The following is a 14,506-nucleotide window of genomic DNA, read 5'->3' as shown; positions in this document are numbered from 1 at the left end:
GAAGGCAGCGCCGGCCCGGTGCGCGCGCATGGCCGTGCCCCGGAGGGCTCGACAATCGTGCCGAGTCTCGCTCCCACTCGATGATACAACTAGGGCACGAAATATATTGAATTTCAATTGCTAATTACTGCATTTCTACGGTTGAACGAGCTTCTACTCGCACGTTACGGAGCATTTTAACAGTTCTTTAACCCCAAGACTGGATGCATTCCATTTAGGCAAAGTGCCTCATTTTTGGGTGAAGCGATGCATTTCCTTCGCAATACGAAACTCATTCTCAAGATCGCGATACCCTTCGCGCTGACACTCGTGCTCAGCGCGGGATTGATCGTCTACGCGCGCGGGGTGATGCTCGACCTCTCGGACCGGACGGCCGGGATCGTCGACGTCCAGGCGGCCCGCCTCGACGCGCTCCTGCACATGCGCGGCGGCATCGCCGAAGCCACCATCATGGACCGCAACATCCTTTTGGATGCGGATGCGCAGAACAAGGCACGCTTCCGCGCGCGCCAGCAGACCGCCATGGCCGAGGCCCGGCAGGCGGCGGACCGCCTCGTCACCCTGGCCCATACGGAGGAGCGCCGCGCCGGCAACATGGCCACGCGCCAGGCGATGGAGGGCTTCTTCGCGACCCTCGATCGGGTCTACGATCTCGGCCTGCGCGGGCAGGGCGACGAGGCCTTCCGGCTCGCCCGGGACGTCGGCATTCCGGCCCGCCTGAAGATCAACGAGTGGATGCAGGGCCGGGCCACGCTGCTGGCGGAGGAGCTCGCCGCCGCCAAGGCGCAGGCCGGGCAGGACGTGACGCGCGCGATCGCCCTGTTGGTCGGCCTCGCGGGCGTCGGCCTCCTGGGCGCGACGATGCTGGCCGGCCTGATCGTCGTCCTGGCCGTGACCCGCCCCCTCGCGAGCCTCGTCGGCGTCCTGCAGCGCATGGCGCAAGGGGAGATCGACGCCGAGATCCGGGAGGCGGCGCGCGGCGACGAGGTCGGTGCGGTCGGCCGGGCGGTGGAGGGCATCAAGGCCATGGTCGCCCAGAAGGCCGCCGAGGAGGCCGAGATGAAGCGCATCGCCGACGCGGCCGCCGCGGCCGAGCGCCGGCGCACCATGATCGAGCTCGCCGACGGCTTCGAGCAGGCGGTGGGCTCCATCGTCGGGCAGGTCTCGTCGGCCGCCACCGAGCTGCAGGCCACCGCCCAGCAGATGACCGCCACCGCCACCGAGACCGCGCAGCAATCGACGACGGTCGCGGGCGCCGCGGAGGAGGCCTCGGCCAACGTCCACACCGTCGCCTCCGCGGCCGAGGAGCTCGGCACCTCCGTGCGGGAGATCGGCCGGCAGGTCTCGGGCTCGGCCGAGATGGCGCAGGCGGCGGTCGACGAGGCGGACCGGACCGCCGCGCAGGTGAACGAGCTGAGCCGGGCCGTCACCAAGGTCGGCGACGTGGTGCAGCTGATCTCCACGGTGGCGGCTCAGACGAACCTGCTGGCGCTCAACGCCACCATCGAGGCGGCGCGCGCCGGCGAGGCCGGGCGCGGCTTCGCGGTGGTGGCCGCCGAGGTGAAGGAGCTCGCCAACCAGACCGCGCGGGCGACGGAGGAGATCGCCAGCCAGATCGGCCACATCCAGGGCGCGACGGGGCAGACCGTCGACGCGATCGGCTCGATCATGGAGCGCATCCGGCAGATCGACACCGTCGCGACGACGATCGCCGCGGCCGTCGAGCAGCAGGGGGCCGCCACGCAGGAGATCGTGCGCAACGTGGCTGAGGCCTCCACCGGCACCACGGAGGTGACGCACACCATCGCGGGCGTCGCCCGGGCCTCCGAGGAGACGGGCGCGGCGGCGGCCCAGGTGCTGTCCTCGGCCTCCGAGCTGTCGCGACAGTCCGAGCACCTCTCGGCCGAGGTGCACCGCTTCCTCACCACCGTGCGGGCGGCCTGAACCCCGCCCGGCTCTCGCGCCTTACAGGACGAGGCGCACGGGGCCGGCCGCGAGGCGGATGGCGGCCGCGGGGCAGCCGCCCTCGGCGGCGGCGAAGCGGATCGCGGCCTCGCGGCTCGCGAAGAGGCCGCCGCAGAGGCCGTGGGCGGCGACGGCGACCCAGTGGCCCTCGGCGTCGCGCCCCACCACGTAGGGCGAGCCTGCGGCCTGCGCCGGGGCAGCGGAGTCGGGAAGGGTGATCGTGGGCATGGGAGCCGGTGCGTTGCCGCGGCCCGGTCGGCCGCGGCGTCGATATGCGCCGGGGCGCATGAGGGATCGAAGGCGGCCCGGGGGGCTCGCCGTGAGGAAGGCGTGAGGGCCCTCAGGCCGTCAGCGCCTCCTTCGAGCGCTCGGCGCGCTTGCGGTCGTTCGGGTCGAGCACGGTCTTGCGCAGCCGGATCGACTTCGGCGTGACCTCCATCAGCTCGTCGTCCTGGATCCAGGCCAGCGACTTCTCGAGGGTCATCCGGATCGGCGGCGTCAGGCGCACGGCCTCGTCCTTCGAGGTGGTGCGGATGTTGGTGAGCTTCTTGCCCTTGAGCACGTTCACCTCGAGGTCGTTCTCGCGGTTGTGCTCGCCGACGATCATGCCCTGATAGACCTTGGCGCCCGGCTCGATCATCATCGGGCCGCGGTCCTCGAGGTTCCACATGGCGTAGGCCACCGCCTCGCCCTTGTCGTTCGAGATCAGCACGCCGTTGCGGCGGCCCGCGATCTCACCCTTGTAGGGCTCGTAGGCCTTGAACAGGCGGTTCATGATCGCGGTGCCGCGCGTGTCCGTCATCAGCTCGCCCTGGTAGCCGATGAGGCCGCGGGTGGGCGCGTGGAAGACGAGGCGCAGGCGGTCGCCGCCGGACGGGCGCATCTCGACCATCTCGGCCTTGCGCTCGCTCATCTTCTGCACGACGACGCCGGAATGCTCCTCGTCGACGTCGATCACGACCTCCTCGACGGGCTCCAGGAGCCCTCCGTCCTCGTCCTTCTCGTAGACGACGCGCGGGCGCGAGACCGCGATCTCGAAGCCCTCGCGGCGCATGGTCTCGATCAGGATCGAGAGCTGCAGCTCGCCGCGGCCGGAGACGTAGAACGAGTCCTTGTCGGCCGCCTCCTCGATCTTGAGGGTGACGTTGCCCTCAGCCTCCTTGAAGAGGCGGTCGCGGATCATCCGGCTCGTGACCTTGTCGCCCTCGGTACCGGCGAGGGGGCTGTCGTTGACGATGAAGGACATCGTCACGGTCGGCGGGTCGATCGGCTGGGCCTGGATCGGGGTGTCGACCTGCGGGTCGCAGAAGGTGTCGGCCACGGTCCCCTTCACGAGGCCGGCGATCGAGACGATGTCGCCCGCCTCGCCCGCGTCGATCGGCGCGCGCTCGAGGCCCCGGAAGGCGAGGATCTTCGAGACGCGGCCCGTCTCGACGACCTTGCCGGTCCGGTCGAGGACCTTGATCGACTGGTTCGGCTTGACGGTGCCCGACGCGATGCGGCCCGTGATGATGCGGCCGAGGAAGGGGTTCGCCTCGAGCAGGGTGCCGAGCATGCGGAACGGGCCCTCCTCCGTCCGCGCCTGGGGCACGTGCTGCAGCACGAGGTCGAACAGCGGCGCGAGGCCCTCGGCCTGGTCGCCCTCCGGCGAGGTCGCCATCCAGCCGTTGCGGCCGGACCCGTAGAGGATGGGAAAGTCCAGCTGCTCGTCCGTGGCGTCCAGCGCCGCGAACAGGTCGAACACCTCGTTGACCACCTCGTTGATGCGGGCGTCCGGCCGATCGACCTTGTTGACGGCCACGATCGGGCGAAGCCCGATCTTGAGGGCCTTCGAGACCACGAACTTGGTCTGCGGCATCGGCCCCTCGGCCGCGTCCACCAGCACGATCACGCCGTCGACCATCGACAGGATGCGCTCGACCTCGCCGCCGAAATCGGCGTGTCCGGGGGTGTCCACGATGTTGATGCGGGTGTCCTTCCAGACGACCGAGGTCGCCTTGGCCAGGATCGTGATGCCGCGCTCCTTCTCGAGGTCGTTCGAGTCCATCGCCCGCTCCTCGACGCGCTGGTTCTCGCGGAAGGAGCCGGATTGCTGCAGGAGCTTGTCGACGAGGGTGGTCTTCCCGTGATCGACGTGGGCGATGATGGCGATGTTGCGCAGCTTCATGGGGTATCCGAAGCAAGTCGGGACCTCACGGAAGCCCATGCTCCCGCGGGTGCCCTCAGAACCCGTCAGGGGGCCGACCGCCAATAGGCGGTCACCCCGGCGGGTGCGGACGGGTTCGTGCTATTGCGTCGCAATATCGATTGCGACCGATTCCGGCAAGGGGGCCGGGCAAGAGGCGGGACTGCCGCCGGCGCGGCTCAGCCCCGCAGGCCGAGGGCGAGGGCCGCGAGCGCGAGGGGGAGCGCGGCGAGCGCCGCCGGGCGCAGCCAGGCCGGGCGGTAGGACAGGAGGAGCACGACCCCGAGCGCCCCGCCGATCAGCGCGCCGATCCACTGCACCGGCCCGAAGGTCCAGTCCTCCAGGATCCCGGCGGAGAGGAGCGAGAGCGCGATGCCGGCCCATCCGGCGAGCCGCAGCATCCGGGCCCGGGCCTTCGGCACCCGCGTGCCGAAGGCGTCGCGGTGGTGCCGGTCGAGGCTGAGGGCGAGGGCGGCGAGGCCCGCGAAGGCGAGGGCGAGGTTGAGGGCAAGGACGATGGGGGTCATGAGTCTGTCGGATTCATGGGTCTGTGGGATTCATGGGTCTGTGGGATTCAAGGATCCGGTCGCCCGACACCGCGTTCGTGTCGAGCGGGTAGCGGGTCAAAGCTCCACCTCGTCGAGGGCCGGCCTGTCCCGCAAGGCTGCGACGAGCGACCGCTTCGGCGCGTGAACAAGCGCAGGCGTCACGCCCGCCCCAGGCCCTCCGCCGGGACCCGGGCCCCGTAGCCCGCCTGCGTCCGGCCCGCCCGGGCCTGCCCCGCCTTCCAGGCGGCGGCGAGCAGGGCGAGGCCGACGAGGAGCATCGCGGCGTCGAAGCCGAGGAAGCGGGCCTCCTCGGCGAGCGCGTGGTGGACCGTGAGGGCGCTGACGACGGGCACCGCGAGGAACAGGAGCCCGGCGAGGCCGAGCCCCTCGCGCCAGACGCCCGCGTAGGGGCGCAGCGCCCCGACGAGGGCGGCCAGCGCCCAGGCCCCGAAGAAGGCGCGAACCTCCCAGGCGGCCCGCTCGTCGAGGCCGAGCGGCAGCAGGCGGTTCGCCAGGAAGTAGGCGGCGAGGCCGATCGGCAGCCCCGCGACGGTGCCGACGTTGAGGATGCGGACGAGGCGCAGGCCGAGGCCCGCCGCCTCCCCGGCCTTCGGCACCCGGGCGACCGTCCAGAGCACGAGGCCCGTCGCGACGGTGGCGGCGCCCATCAGCCCGCAGAGCAGGAACAGGAGGCGCAGCACCGGGCCGGCGAAGTGGCCCTCGTGCAGGCCGACCATGACCGCGGAGGTACGCACCGCCGGCCGCGCCTCGCCGGCCACCGCCCCCAGCACGGCCCCGGTGGCGCCGTCGAAGGAGACCTGCGGGTGCAGGTGGGCGAGGCCGTGCGGCTCCTCGCCGGCCACCACGATCGTCGCGGCGGCATCGCCCGGGTTGTTGACGCTGATCCCCTCCGGCGGCCCGGGCATGCGGGCGGCCGCCTGGGCGACGAGGGGTCCGAAGGGCACCAGGGTGCCGGGCCGACCCGCGGCGGGCCGGTAGTCCGGCATGAGCCCGGCCTCGACGAAGAAGCGCGGCTCGTCGCCGTTGTAGGCGGTGTGGACGCCCCAGGGCATGTACAGGGTCGCCAGGGTGACGAGCCCCGAATAGACGATCATCAGGTGGAACGGCAGCGCCAGCACGCCGCCGACGTTGTGGGCGTCGAGCCAGCTGCGCTGGGCCGACCGCGCCCGCCGGAAGGTGAAGAAGTCCGCGAAGATGCGCCGGTGGGTGACGATGCCGCTGACCAGCGACACCAGCAGGATCATCGCGCAGGCGCCGACGAGGTAGCGGCCCCAGACCGGCCCCATGTTGAGCTCGTAGTGGAAGCGGTAGAGGAAGTCGCCGCCCTGCGTCGCCCGGGCCACGGTGGGCGCCCCGCTCTCCGCGTCCAGGATGGCGCTGTGGAACGGGCCCGCGAAGCTCTTCCACCACATCACGTTGACGAGGGGCGTGCCCTCCTTGGGCAGGCCGATGTACCAGCCCATGGCGTCGGGCGCCTTCTCGCGCAGGAAGGCGGCGGCGCGCTCGGCCGCCGGGCCGGCCTCCGCCTCGGCGACCCGGATCTCGGGGCGCATCCAGCGCGAGATGTCCTCGCGGTAGTAGGTGGCGGTGCCGGTCACGAAGATCGCGAACATCACCCAGCCGACCACGAGGCCGGACCAGGCGTGGAGCCAGGCCATCGACTGGCGGAAGCCGGTGCGCATCGCGTCAGGCTCCGCCGCCGGCGGGCAGCGCCAGCCAGAGGCCGCCGCCGAGCACCGCGGCCACCGCGGCGAGGCCGAGGCAGGCGCGGGGGAGGGAGCGGGCGGCGAACACCCAGACGACCGCGGCCACCATCACGGCGAAGCTGAGGAGGGTCGCCGTGGCGACCGCCTCGGCGCGCGTCATGGGCAGGACGAGGGAGAACAGGGCCGCGAACAGGCCCGCGACCGCGTAGCCGCCGCCGGCCGCGAGGACCACCCGGCCCAGCACCGCCGCCCGATAGGCCGTCCCGCGGCGCTCCGCCTCCCGTCCGCTCATGATGCCCAAGATCCCGATGCGCGGCCCTCCGGACGACCCGGATCGCCGGGACCTAGCAAGGGGTCCGCGGCCGAGGCAACGTCTATGTTTCGGAACGATTCCAGATTTCGCAGGCCGCTCAGACCGTTATGGATGAAAGCCCCGGGCCCGACGTGTCGAGCGTCACGGGCGCCCCAAGGATGTTGACGACGCGCTTCGGCGCTGCCCCACGCCGCGGCGGCCGTGTATGGTGCCCGGGCGAGGCGGCGCGCCGCTTCACCCGACCGGATGCGGGCCTTCGTCGCGCCCGCGGACCGGCAGGATCCGACACCGATCCCGGCACGATGATGCGTGACCCTCGCAGCCCGCCCCGCTCGGGCAAGCCCCCGTCGCCCGGCCGTCCGATCGAGTGAAACAGCCCATGACCGACAGCCCCGCCCGCCCGCCGATCCGTTTCCGCGGCCGCTCCTTCATGGCGATGGTGCTGAACCCGGTGCCGCCGGTGGCGGCGTGGCTCGCCGAGCTCGACGCGCTGGCGCGGCGCTCGCCGGCCTTCTTCTCCGGGCGCCCCGTGATCCTCGACGTGACCGGCCTCGGCTTCGAGCCCGGGGACCTCGAGGCCCTCGTGGCGGATCTCGCGGGGCGCGGCATCGCGATCCTCGGGCTCGAGGGCACAGCCGCGACGGGTCCCGGCCTGCCCCCGCCCCTCTCCGGCGGTCGCCCGGCCGGCGAGGTCCCGGCCCCCGACGAGGCCACGTCCGGCGACGGGCAGCCCGCGCCGCTGCCCGCGCCGCCGGTGCCGGCCCGCGCCCTGATCCTCGACGCGCCGGTGCGCTCGGGCCAGACCGTGCTGCACCTCGAGGGCGACGTCACCGTGATGGGCTCCGTGGGCTCCGGCTCCGAGGTGATCGCCGGCGGCTCGATCCACGTCTACGGCGCCCTCAGGGGCCGCGCCATCGCGGGGGCCGCGGGCAACCCCGGCGCGCGCATCTTCTGCCGGCGCTTCGAGCCCGAGCTGATCGCCATCGACGGCCTCTACAAGGCGGCGGACGACCTCGATCCGGCCACCCGCGGCACGGCGGTCGAGGTGCGCCTCGTGGACGACGCGATCCGGGTCTCGCCCCTGGACCGCGGCTGAAATGCAACCGTCGGATGGGGCTTCGTCCCTGGATACGGTCATCCGTGATGGACAGGAACCTTTCTTAACGATCCGGTAACCATATCGGCCGTCAATGATCCGGTAAGGAATCGTTGATCGCCGTGAACAGCACAGCCTCTCCCCGCCGATCCCTCGCCTACCGCGGCCGCGCCTTCAAGGCGCTGGCGCTGGCCCCCGAGACCCCGCTCGCCGACTGGCTCGCGGACCTCGACGCGGCGCTGACCCGCATGCCGGCCCTGTTCGACGGGCGCGCCGTCATCCTCGACGTCGCGGCCCTGAAGCCGGAGCCGGACGCCCTGAAGACGCTGCTCGCCGACCTGCGCGGGCGCCGCATCAGCATCCTCGGGGTCGAGGGCGTGCAGGCCTGCGCCGCCACGATGGAGCTGCCGCTCCTCGTCGGCGGCCGCCCGGCCCAGAACCTGGAGCTGCCGAGGGACGAGCCGGAGGAGCCGGTCTCGACCTCGCTGACGATCGAGGGCTCGGTCCGCTCGGGCCAGGCCATCGCCCACCCCACCGGCGACGTCACCGTGATGGGCTCGGTCTCCTCGGGGGCCGAGATCCTGGCCGGCGGCTCGATCCACGTCTACGGCGCGCTACGCGGGAGGGCCATCGCCGGCGCCGCCCGCAACCCCCGCGCCCGAATCTACTGCCGCAAGTTCGAGCCCGAACTCCTCGGGATCGATCGCCTCGTCCGCACGGCCGAGGACATGGGGACGCATCTGCGCGGCAAACCCGCCCAGATCTGGCTCGATGGCGGCGCAATCAAAATGGCAAGCTTGGATTAAGGGAGACCTGAGGATGTCAAAGGTTCTCGTCGTCACGTCGGGCAAGGGCGGCGTCGGAAAGACCACCACCACCGCGGCCCTCGGGGCCGCCATCGCGCAGTCGGGTTCGAGCGTCTGCGTCGTCGACTTCGACGTCGGCCTGCGCAACCTCGACCTCGTGATGGGGGCCGAGCGCCGGGTCGTCTACGACCTCATCAACGTGGTCAACGGCGACGCCAAGCTGCCGCAGGCCCTGATCCGCGACAAGCGGCTCGACAACCTCTCCCTGCTGCCGGCCTCGCAGACCCGCGACAAGGACGCGCTCACCGACGAGGGCGTCGCCCGGGTGATGGAGGAGCTGCGCGAGAAGTTCGACTGGGTGATCTGCGACAGCCCGGCCGGCATCGAGCGCGGCGCCCAGCTCGCGATGCGCCACGCCGACGTGGCCGTGGTGGTGACGAACCCCGAGGTCTCCTCGGTGCGCGACTCCGACCGGATCATCGGCCTGCTCGACTCGAAGACGGTCCGGGCCGAGAAGGGCGAGAACCTCGACAAGCACCTGATCCTCACCCGCTACGACCCCACCCGGGCCGACCGCGGCGACATGCTGAAGACCGAGGACGTGCTCGAGATCCTCTCGATCCCGCTGCTGGCGATCATCCCCGAGAGCCAGGAGGTGCTGCGCGCCTCGAACCTCGGCTGCCCGGTGACCCTCAACAACCCGCTGTGCCCGCCCGCCCGCGCCTACATCGACGCCGCACGCCGCCTGAAGGGCGAGGAGGTGCCGATGAGCGTGCCGAGCGAGCGCAAGTCCCTACTCGGCAAGCTGTTCATGCGGAGGGCGGCGTGACTCTTCTCAGCCTGTTCAACCGGCGCAATTCGGGGGCCGTCGCCCGCGAGCGCCTGCAGCTGATCCTCGCCCACGAGCGGGCGGAGACCGGCGGCACCGACCTCGTGGTGACCCTTCGCGAAGAGATCCTGGCCGTGATCGCGAACCACGTCACGGTGGAGCGCGACAAGGTGCGGATCACCCTGGAGCGCGGCGAGGGCGTCTCGACGCTCGGCCTCGACATCGAGCTGCCCCTGCCGGCCCCGAAGAAGCGCGCCGCGGCCTGAACGGCCGCGGTCCGCCCCGCCTCAGCCCCGCCCGGCCTCAGCCCCGCGCCGCCAGCCGGAACAGGGGGGCACGGTCGGGCTGGGTCGTCACCACCGCCGAGGGCAGCACGGGCGCCGCGTCGGCGAGGCTCACGCGGAAGCGGCCGACGATGCGGGCGAGCCCCAGCACCGCCTCGGTCAGGGCAAAGTGGGCGCCGATGCAGATGCGGGGCCCGACCCCGAACGGCAGGTAGGCGTAGCGCGGGATCGCCGGCGCGCCCGGCAGGAAGCGGCCGGGGTCGAACGCATCCGGGTCGCCCCACAGGCGCCGGTGCCGGTGCAGCACCCAGGGCGGAACCGATACGATGTCGCCCTGGGCGACGGCGTGGCCGGCCACCTGGTCCGCCTCCAGGGCGCGGCGCACGATCACGAAGGCCGGCGGATAGAGCCGCAGCGTCTCGTCGACCACGGCGCGGGTCAGGGGCAGGCGCCCGTCATGGGCGCAGCCCGCCGGATCCGCGAGGTCGGCGCCCCGCGACTCGGCGGCCACCGCGTCCTGGATGTCCGGGGACTGCGCCATCAGGTAGAGCGCCCAGAACAGGGCCACCGCCGTGGTCTCGTGCCCGGCGAGGATCATGGTGGCGACCTGGTCGCGCAGCTCCGCATGCGAGAAGGCCCGGCCGCTGTCGGGGTCGCGGGCCGCCACCAGCAGGTCGAGGAGATCGCGCGAGGAGCGCGGCACCGACTCGGCGGCGCGCGCCGCGATGATCCGGTCGAGGTAGGGGATCCAGCGCCGCCGGAAGCGGGCGCGCGGGATGTCGAGGGGCGCCGGCCACCGCAGCGGCAGCAGCATGTCGAGGAGGTGGGGCCGGCCCATCCGCACGCTGTACTCGGCGATGAAGCGGCGCAGCTCGTCCCCGTGGCTCTCCATGGCCACCGAGAACATCGAGCGGCCGGCGATCTCCAGGGCCAGCCGGTGCAGCAGCCCGAACAGAGCCACGGGCCCGCGGGCGGCCTCGGCGTCGAGCTCGTCGAGCGCCGCCTCCACGGCTCCGGCGATGTGGGGCACGAGCCCCTCCGTCGCCTTCGGGGCGAAGGCCGGGGCGAGGCTGCGGCGCTGGTGCCGCCAGGCGGCGCCCTCGCTGATCAGCAGGCCGTCGCCGAGGATCGGCCGCAGGATCCGCACGGAGCCGGCGGTGCGCGCGTAGGCGGCCTGGTTGTCCACGAGGATGCGGCGGATGCCCTCCGGATCCGTCACCGTGAAGCTGGTGCGGCCGAGGATGCGCCGGGCGGTCACCGGCGCCTCGTAGGCCGCGCGGGGCCAGCCGCCGATGCCGTTGGTGCGCAGCGCCGCGAGGTAGGCGAGGAGCGGGGGCGCCCGGTCCGGCGGCTCCGGCCGCGGCGGCACGAAGCGCGGGGCGCTGGGGAGTTGTGCCCGCGCGAGACCCGTTTCCATCGCCGCCTCCGTGGCCGGACCAACCGGCCCCGTTCCGCGCAGGCGACACCCGCGGATGCCGCCCGTTGGCCGGCTTGATGCCGGAGGCGGTCCCCGGTGTAAACACGTCGTCGACACCTCCGCGCCGCCGCAGGCCGGCGCGTGCGCGTTGGCACGTTCCACGCAAGCCGGGCGACCCGGGCTGACATCCCGCGCCCCGCGTCCTAACTGTGCGGCGACCTCCTCCCCCGAGATCCGGCGGCGCCCGTGCCGCCCTCGCAACGCGGTTTGCCCGATCCATGACCCTCGACCAGGGCCTCGCCTTCGGCCTGATCGGCTGCACGGTCGCGCTCTTCCTCTGGGACCGCCTGCCCTACGACCTCGTGGCGCTGCTCGCCCTGGTCGCCGGCGTGGTGCTGGGCCTCGTGCCGGCGAAATCCGCCTTCGCCGGGTTTGCCGACGACGTGGTGATCATCGTGGGCAGCGCGCTCGTGATCAGCGCGGCGGTGTCGCGCTCCGGCATCGTCGAGAGCGCGATGCGGCCGTTCCTGCCCCGGCTGCGGCACGCGGGCACGCAGGTGCCGATGCTCGCCGGCACCGTGATGGGCCTCTCGATGGTCACGAAAAACATCGGGGCCCTCGCGATCGTGATGCCGGTGGCGCTGCAGGTCGGGCGCAAGACCGGGACCCCGGCCTCCCTCCTCCTGATGCCGATGTCGTTCGCGTCGCTGATCGGGGGGCTCGTGACGCTCGTCGGTGCCTCGGCCAACATCATCGCCTCGAAGGTCCGCACGGACATCTCCGGCAAGCCCTTCGGGATGTTCGACTTCACGCCCGTCGGCCTCGGCATCGCCGCGGCCGGCCTCGCCTTCCTGACGGTGGGCTACCGGCTGCTCCCGCGCGACCGCCGGCCGGCCGGGTCGGGCGCCTCTTTCACCCTCGCCGCCTACGTCACCGAAGCGCGGCTCCCCGCGGGCTCGGGCCTCGTCGGCGCCACGGTCGGCGACCTCGAGGCCCTCGGCGACGGCGACGTCGCGGTGACGACGGTCATCCGCGAGCGCTTCCGCCGCTACGTCGCCGAAGCGCACACCCGCCTCGCCGCCGGGGACGTGCTGCTCCTGCGCGGCGAGCCCGAGGACCTGGAGCGGATCGTCGCCCGCGCGGGGCTGCAGCTCGTCGGCGCCTCGGCGGCGGCGCAGGGGGCGATCAAGGTCGCGGAGGCCGTGGTCCCGGCCGACTCGCCCCTCGCCGGCGTGACGGTGGCGGGCACGAACCTCGCCGAGCGTCACGGCATCAGCCTGCTCGCGGTGAGCCGGACCGAGGGCGGGGTCGCCGGGCGGCTCGCCAACGTGCGCCTGCGGGCCGGGGACGTGGTCGTGCTGCGCGGCGCCACCGGCGCCCTCCACGACGCGCTCCACGCCCTGCGCCTGCTGCCGCTCGCCGAGCGCAGCCTCAGCCTCGGCCACAGCCGCCGCGGCTACATTCCGATCCTGGTGCTCGCCGCCGCGATGGGCCTCATCGCGGCCGGCGCGGTGCCGATCGCCATGGGCTTCTTCGGCGCGGCGGTGGCGATGATCCTCCTGCGGGTGATGACCATGCAGGAGGCCTACGAGACCATCGAGTGGCCCGTCCTCGTGCTGATCGGCGCCCTGATTCCGGTGAGCGACGCGATCCGCACGACCGGCGGTAGCGACCTCGTGGCGGGCTGGATGTCCGGCCTCGTGCAGGGGCTGCCGCCCTACGGCGCCGTGGCGCTGCTGCTGGTGGCCGCCATGGCCGCCACCCCCTTCCTCAACAACGCCGCCACCGTCCTCGTGATGGCCCCGATCGGGGCGAGCCTCGCGCAGCGGCTCGGCCTCAACCCAGACCCCTTTCTGATGGCGGTGGCGGTGGGCGCCACCTGCGACTTCCTCACCCCCATCGGCCACGAGTGCAACACCCTGGTGATGGGTCCCGGCGGCTACCGCTTCGGCGATTATGCCCGCCTCGGGCTGCCCCTCTCGCTCATCGTGATCGTGGTCGGCACGGCGCTGATCACCGTGGTGTGGCCGGTGTGAACAGCGCTCAGGCGATGAACAGGCCCGCGATGGCCGCGCTCGTCAGGTTCGAGAGTGTGCCGGCGAGGATGGCGCGCAGCCCGTAGCGGGCCACCTCGGCGCGGCGCTCGGGCACTAGGCTCGTGAAGCTCGCGAGCTGGATCGCGATGGAGGCGAAGTTCGCGAAGCCGCACAGCGCGAAGCACAGGATCGCGGCGGTGCGCGGCTCCAGGCTGCCGGCCTTCAGCACCGGCGCGAGGTTGGCGTAGGCCAGGAACTCGCTGAAGGCGAGCTTCTGGCCGATGGCGCCGCCGACGAGGCCGGCCTCGCTCCAGGGCACCCCGAGGATCCAGGCCAGCGGGCTCAGGGCGACGCCGAGGATCGCCTGGATGGAGGCATCCGGGAAGCCCGCCAGGCCCCCGAGCCAGCCGACCACGCCGTCGCAGAGCGCGATCAGGCCCACGAAGGCGATCAGCATGGCGCCCACCGCCACCGCCACGGCGAGCCCCTTCTGGGTGCCGTCGGCGGCGGCCTCGATGACGTTCGCGGCCCGCGCCTCGCCGAATTCCACGCGCGTCGTCAGGATGCGGCTGGGCTCGGTCGTCGGCATCAGGATCTTCGCGTAGAGGAGGCCGCCGGGGATCGCCATGAACGAGGCGGCGATGAGGTAGGTCATCGGCACCCCGAGCGCCGCGTAGCCGGCGAGGATCGAGCCCGCCGTGGAGGCCGCCCCGCTCGTCATCACCGCGAACAGCTCCGCGCCGGTGAGGAGCGCCAGGAACGGCCGCAGCGCCACCGCGATCTCGCTCTGGCCGATGAAGATGGTGATCACCGCCGAGAAGGATTCGATCGGCGACGTGCCGAGGAGCCGCCGCAGCAGGGCCCCGAGGCCCCGCGCGAGCGCCTGCATGACCCCGACGTGGTAGAGCACGGCGATGAGGGCCGACACGTAGAGGATCTGGGGCAGGACGCGCAGCGCCAGCACGAAGCCGCTGCCCCCGAACAGCTCGAACATCTTCGGCTCGACGAGGCCGCCGAACAGGAAAGCGGTGCCTTTATCTCCGTACGACAGGATCGTCTGCACGAGCCCGGCCACGCCCTCGAGGGCCGCGCGGCCGATGGGCACGAACAGGACGAGCGCCCCGAGCCCGACCTGCAGCGCCAGGGCGGCCAGCACCGTGCGCGGACGGATCGCCCGGCGGTTCGTCGAGAACAGCACGGCGACGCCGAGGAGGAGGAGGACGCTGAGGGCGGCGTGGAGGGCGCGGTCGACCATGGGCCTCGACGGGAGCGGGCTGAAGGGGGAAATCCCCCCGCAGCC

The 14,506-nt window shown here is 72.5% G+C and carries 13 protein-coding genes; 6 read left to right on the top strand and 7 right to left on the bottom strand.

What is annotated here, in order from left to right; all coding sequences use genetic code 11:
* Positions 1–246: 246 nt before the first annotated feature.
* Positions 247–1,944: a methyl-accepting chemotaxis protein gene (locus ACLBXP_RS02030; protein WP_447665851.1), complete on the top strand. Its 1,698-nt coding sequence runs from the start codon at positions 247–249 to the stop codon at positions 1,942–1,944.
* A gap of 21 nt (positions 1,945–1,965) precedes the next feature.
* Here the strand turns inward: ACLBXP_RS02030 and ACLBXP_RS02025 are convergent, their stop codons facing one another.
* From ACLBXP_RS02025 to ACLBXP_RS02005, 5 genes are all read right to left on the bottom strand, one after another.
* A complete protein-coding gene (locus tag ACLBXP_RS02025) occupies positions 1,966–2,193 on the bottom strand; it encodes a hypothetical protein (protein WP_447665850.1) in 228 nt (75 codons plus the stop codon).
* Between the two features lie 112 nt (positions 2,194–2,305).
* The gene (gene typA, locus ACLBXP_RS02020; RefSeq protein WP_447665849.1) at positions 2,306–4,132 is read right to left on the bottom strand and encodes a translational GTPase TypA; all 1,827 of its coding nucleotides are present in this window, start codon (positions 4,130–4,132) and stop codon (positions 2,306–2,308) included.
* Positions 4,133–4,329: 197 nt separating this feature from the next.
* Positions 4,330–4,677, bottom strand: a complete 348-nt coding sequence (locus ACLBXP_RS02015) for a DUF3325 domain-containing protein (RefSeq protein ID WP_447665848.1) — start codon at positions 4,675–4,677, stop codon at positions 4,330–4,332.
* A 179-nt stretch (positions 4,678–4,856) separates the two neighbouring features.
* The gene (locus tag ACLBXP_RS02010; RefSeq protein WP_447665847.1) at positions 4,857–6,401 is read right to left on the bottom strand and encodes a PepSY-associated TM helix domain-containing protein; all 1,545 of its coding nucleotides are present in this window, start codon (positions 6,399–6,401) and stop codon (positions 4,857–4,859) included.
* 4 nt (positions 6,402–6,405) lie between these two features.
* The gene (locus tag ACLBXP_RS02005) at positions 6,406–6,717 is read right to left on the bottom strand and encodes an iron transporter (protein WP_447665846.1); all 312 of its coding nucleotides are present in this window, start codon (positions 6,715–6,717) and stop codon (positions 6,406–6,408) included.
* 400 nt (positions 6,718–7,117) lie between these two features.
* Between ACLBXP_RS02005 and minC (ACLBXP_RS02000) the strand changes: the two genes are divergently transcribed.
* The 4 genes from minC (ACLBXP_RS02000) to minE all read left to right on the top strand — a co-directional run bounded on the left by minC (ACLBXP_RS02000) (position 7,118) and on the right by minE (position 9,735).
* Positions 7,118–7,834, top strand: coding sequence for a septum site-determining protein MinC (gene minC, locus ACLBXP_RS02000; RefSeq protein ID WP_447665845.1), 717 nt, complete (start codon positions 7,118–7,120; stop codon positions 7,832–7,834).
* Positions 7,835–7,956: 122 nt separating this feature from the next.
* Positions 7,957–8,640 (top strand): septum site-determining protein MinC, encoded by a 684-nt coding sequence (minC, locus tag ACLBXP_RS01995; protein WP_447665844.1) that lies wholly within the window; start codon positions 7,957–7,959, stop codon positions 8,638–8,640.
* 13 nt (positions 8,641–8,653) lie between these two features.
* Entirely contained in the window at positions 8,654–9,469 is an 816-nt protein-coding gene (gene minD, locus ACLBXP_RS01990; RefSeq protein ID WP_447665843.1) for a septum site-determining protein MinD, read from the top strand.
* A complete protein-coding gene (gene minE, locus ACLBXP_RS01985) occupies positions 9,466–9,735 on the top strand; it encodes a cell division topological specificity factor MinE (protein WP_447665842.1) in 270 nt (89 codons plus the stop codon). The genes minD and minE overlap by 4 nt, the downstream gene beginning before the upstream one ends.
* A gap of 37 nt (positions 9,736–9,772) precedes the next feature.
* Here minE and ACLBXP_RS01980 read toward each other — a convergent pair whose 3' ends face one another.
* A complete protein-coding gene (locus ACLBXP_RS01980; protein ID WP_447665841.1) occupies positions 9,773–11,170 on the bottom strand; it encodes a cytochrome P450 in 1,398 nt (465 codons plus the stop codon).
* A gap of 278 nt (positions 11,171–11,448) precedes the next feature.
* Between ACLBXP_RS01980 and ACLBXP_RS01975 the strand changes: the two genes are divergently transcribed.
* A complete protein-coding gene (locus tag ACLBXP_RS01975) occupies positions 11,449–13,206 on the top strand; it encodes an SLC13 family permease (RefSeq protein WP_447665840.1) in 1,758 nt (585 codons plus the stop codon).
* A 7-nt stretch (positions 13,207–13,213) separates the two neighbouring features.
* On the opposite strand, the gene ACLBXP_RS01970 is transcribed toward ACLBXP_RS01975, so the two are convergent.
* Positions 13,214–14,461 (bottom strand): NupC/NupG family nucleoside CNT transporter, encoded by a 1,248-nt coding sequence (locus ACLBXP_RS01970; protein WP_447665839.1) that lies wholly within the window; start codon positions 14,459–14,461, stop codon positions 13,214–13,216.
* Between the last annotated feature and the right edge of the window lie 45 nt (positions 14,462–14,506).

This window comes from Methylobacterium sp. A54F (assembly GCF_053346035.1).
The sequence above is the reverse complement of the archived record's forward strand: the minus strand, read 5'-3'. Positions and strand labels throughout refer to the sequence as shown.

Bases quoted from the DNA above. Each gene is read 5' to 3' on its own strand.
- ACLBXP_RS01975 (WP_447665840.1), top strand. From the start codon at position 11,449: ATGACCCTCGACCAGGGCCTCGCCTTCGGCCTGATCGGCTGCACGGTC.
- typA (WP_447665849.1), bottom strand. From the start codon at position 4,132: ATGAAGCTGCGCAACATCGCCATCATCGCCCACGTCGATCACGGGAAG.
- minC (WP_447665845.1), top strand. From the start codon at position 7,118: ATGACCGACAGCCCCGCCCGCCCGCCGATCCGTTTCCGCGGCCGCTCC.
- ACLBXP_RS02010 (WP_447665847.1), bottom strand. From the start codon at position 6,401: ATGCGCACCGGCTTCCGCCAGTCGATGGCCTGGCTCCACGCCTGGTCC.
- ACLBXP_RS01980 (WP_447665841.1), bottom strand. From the start codon at position 11,170: ATGGAAACGGGTCTCGCGCGGGCACAACTCCCCAGCGCCCCGCGCTTC.
- ACLBXP_RS02015 (WP_447665848.1), bottom strand. From the start codon at position 4,677: ATGACCCCCATCGTCCTTGCCCTCAACCTCGCCCTCGCCTTCGCGGGC.
- ACLBXP_RS02025 (WP_447665850.1), bottom strand. From the start codon at position 2,193: ATGCCCACGATCACCCTTCCCGACTCCGCTGCCCCGGCGCAGGCCGCA.
- ACLBXP_RS02030 (WP_447665851.1), top strand. From the start codon at position 247: ATGCATTTCCTTCGCAATACGAAACTCATTCTCAAGATCGCGATACCC.
- ACLBXP_RS01970 (WP_447665839.1), bottom strand. From the start codon at position 14,461: ATGGTCGACCGCGCCCTCCACGCCGCCCTCAGCGTCCTCCTCCTCCTC.
- minD (WP_447665843.1), top strand. From the start codon at position 8,654: ATGTCAAAGGTTCTCGTCGTCACGTCGGGCAAGGGCGGCGTCGGAAAG.
- ACLBXP_RS02005 (WP_447665846.1), bottom strand. From the start codon at position 6,717: ATGAGCGGACGGGAGGCGGAGCGCCGCGGGACGGCCTATCGGGCGGCG.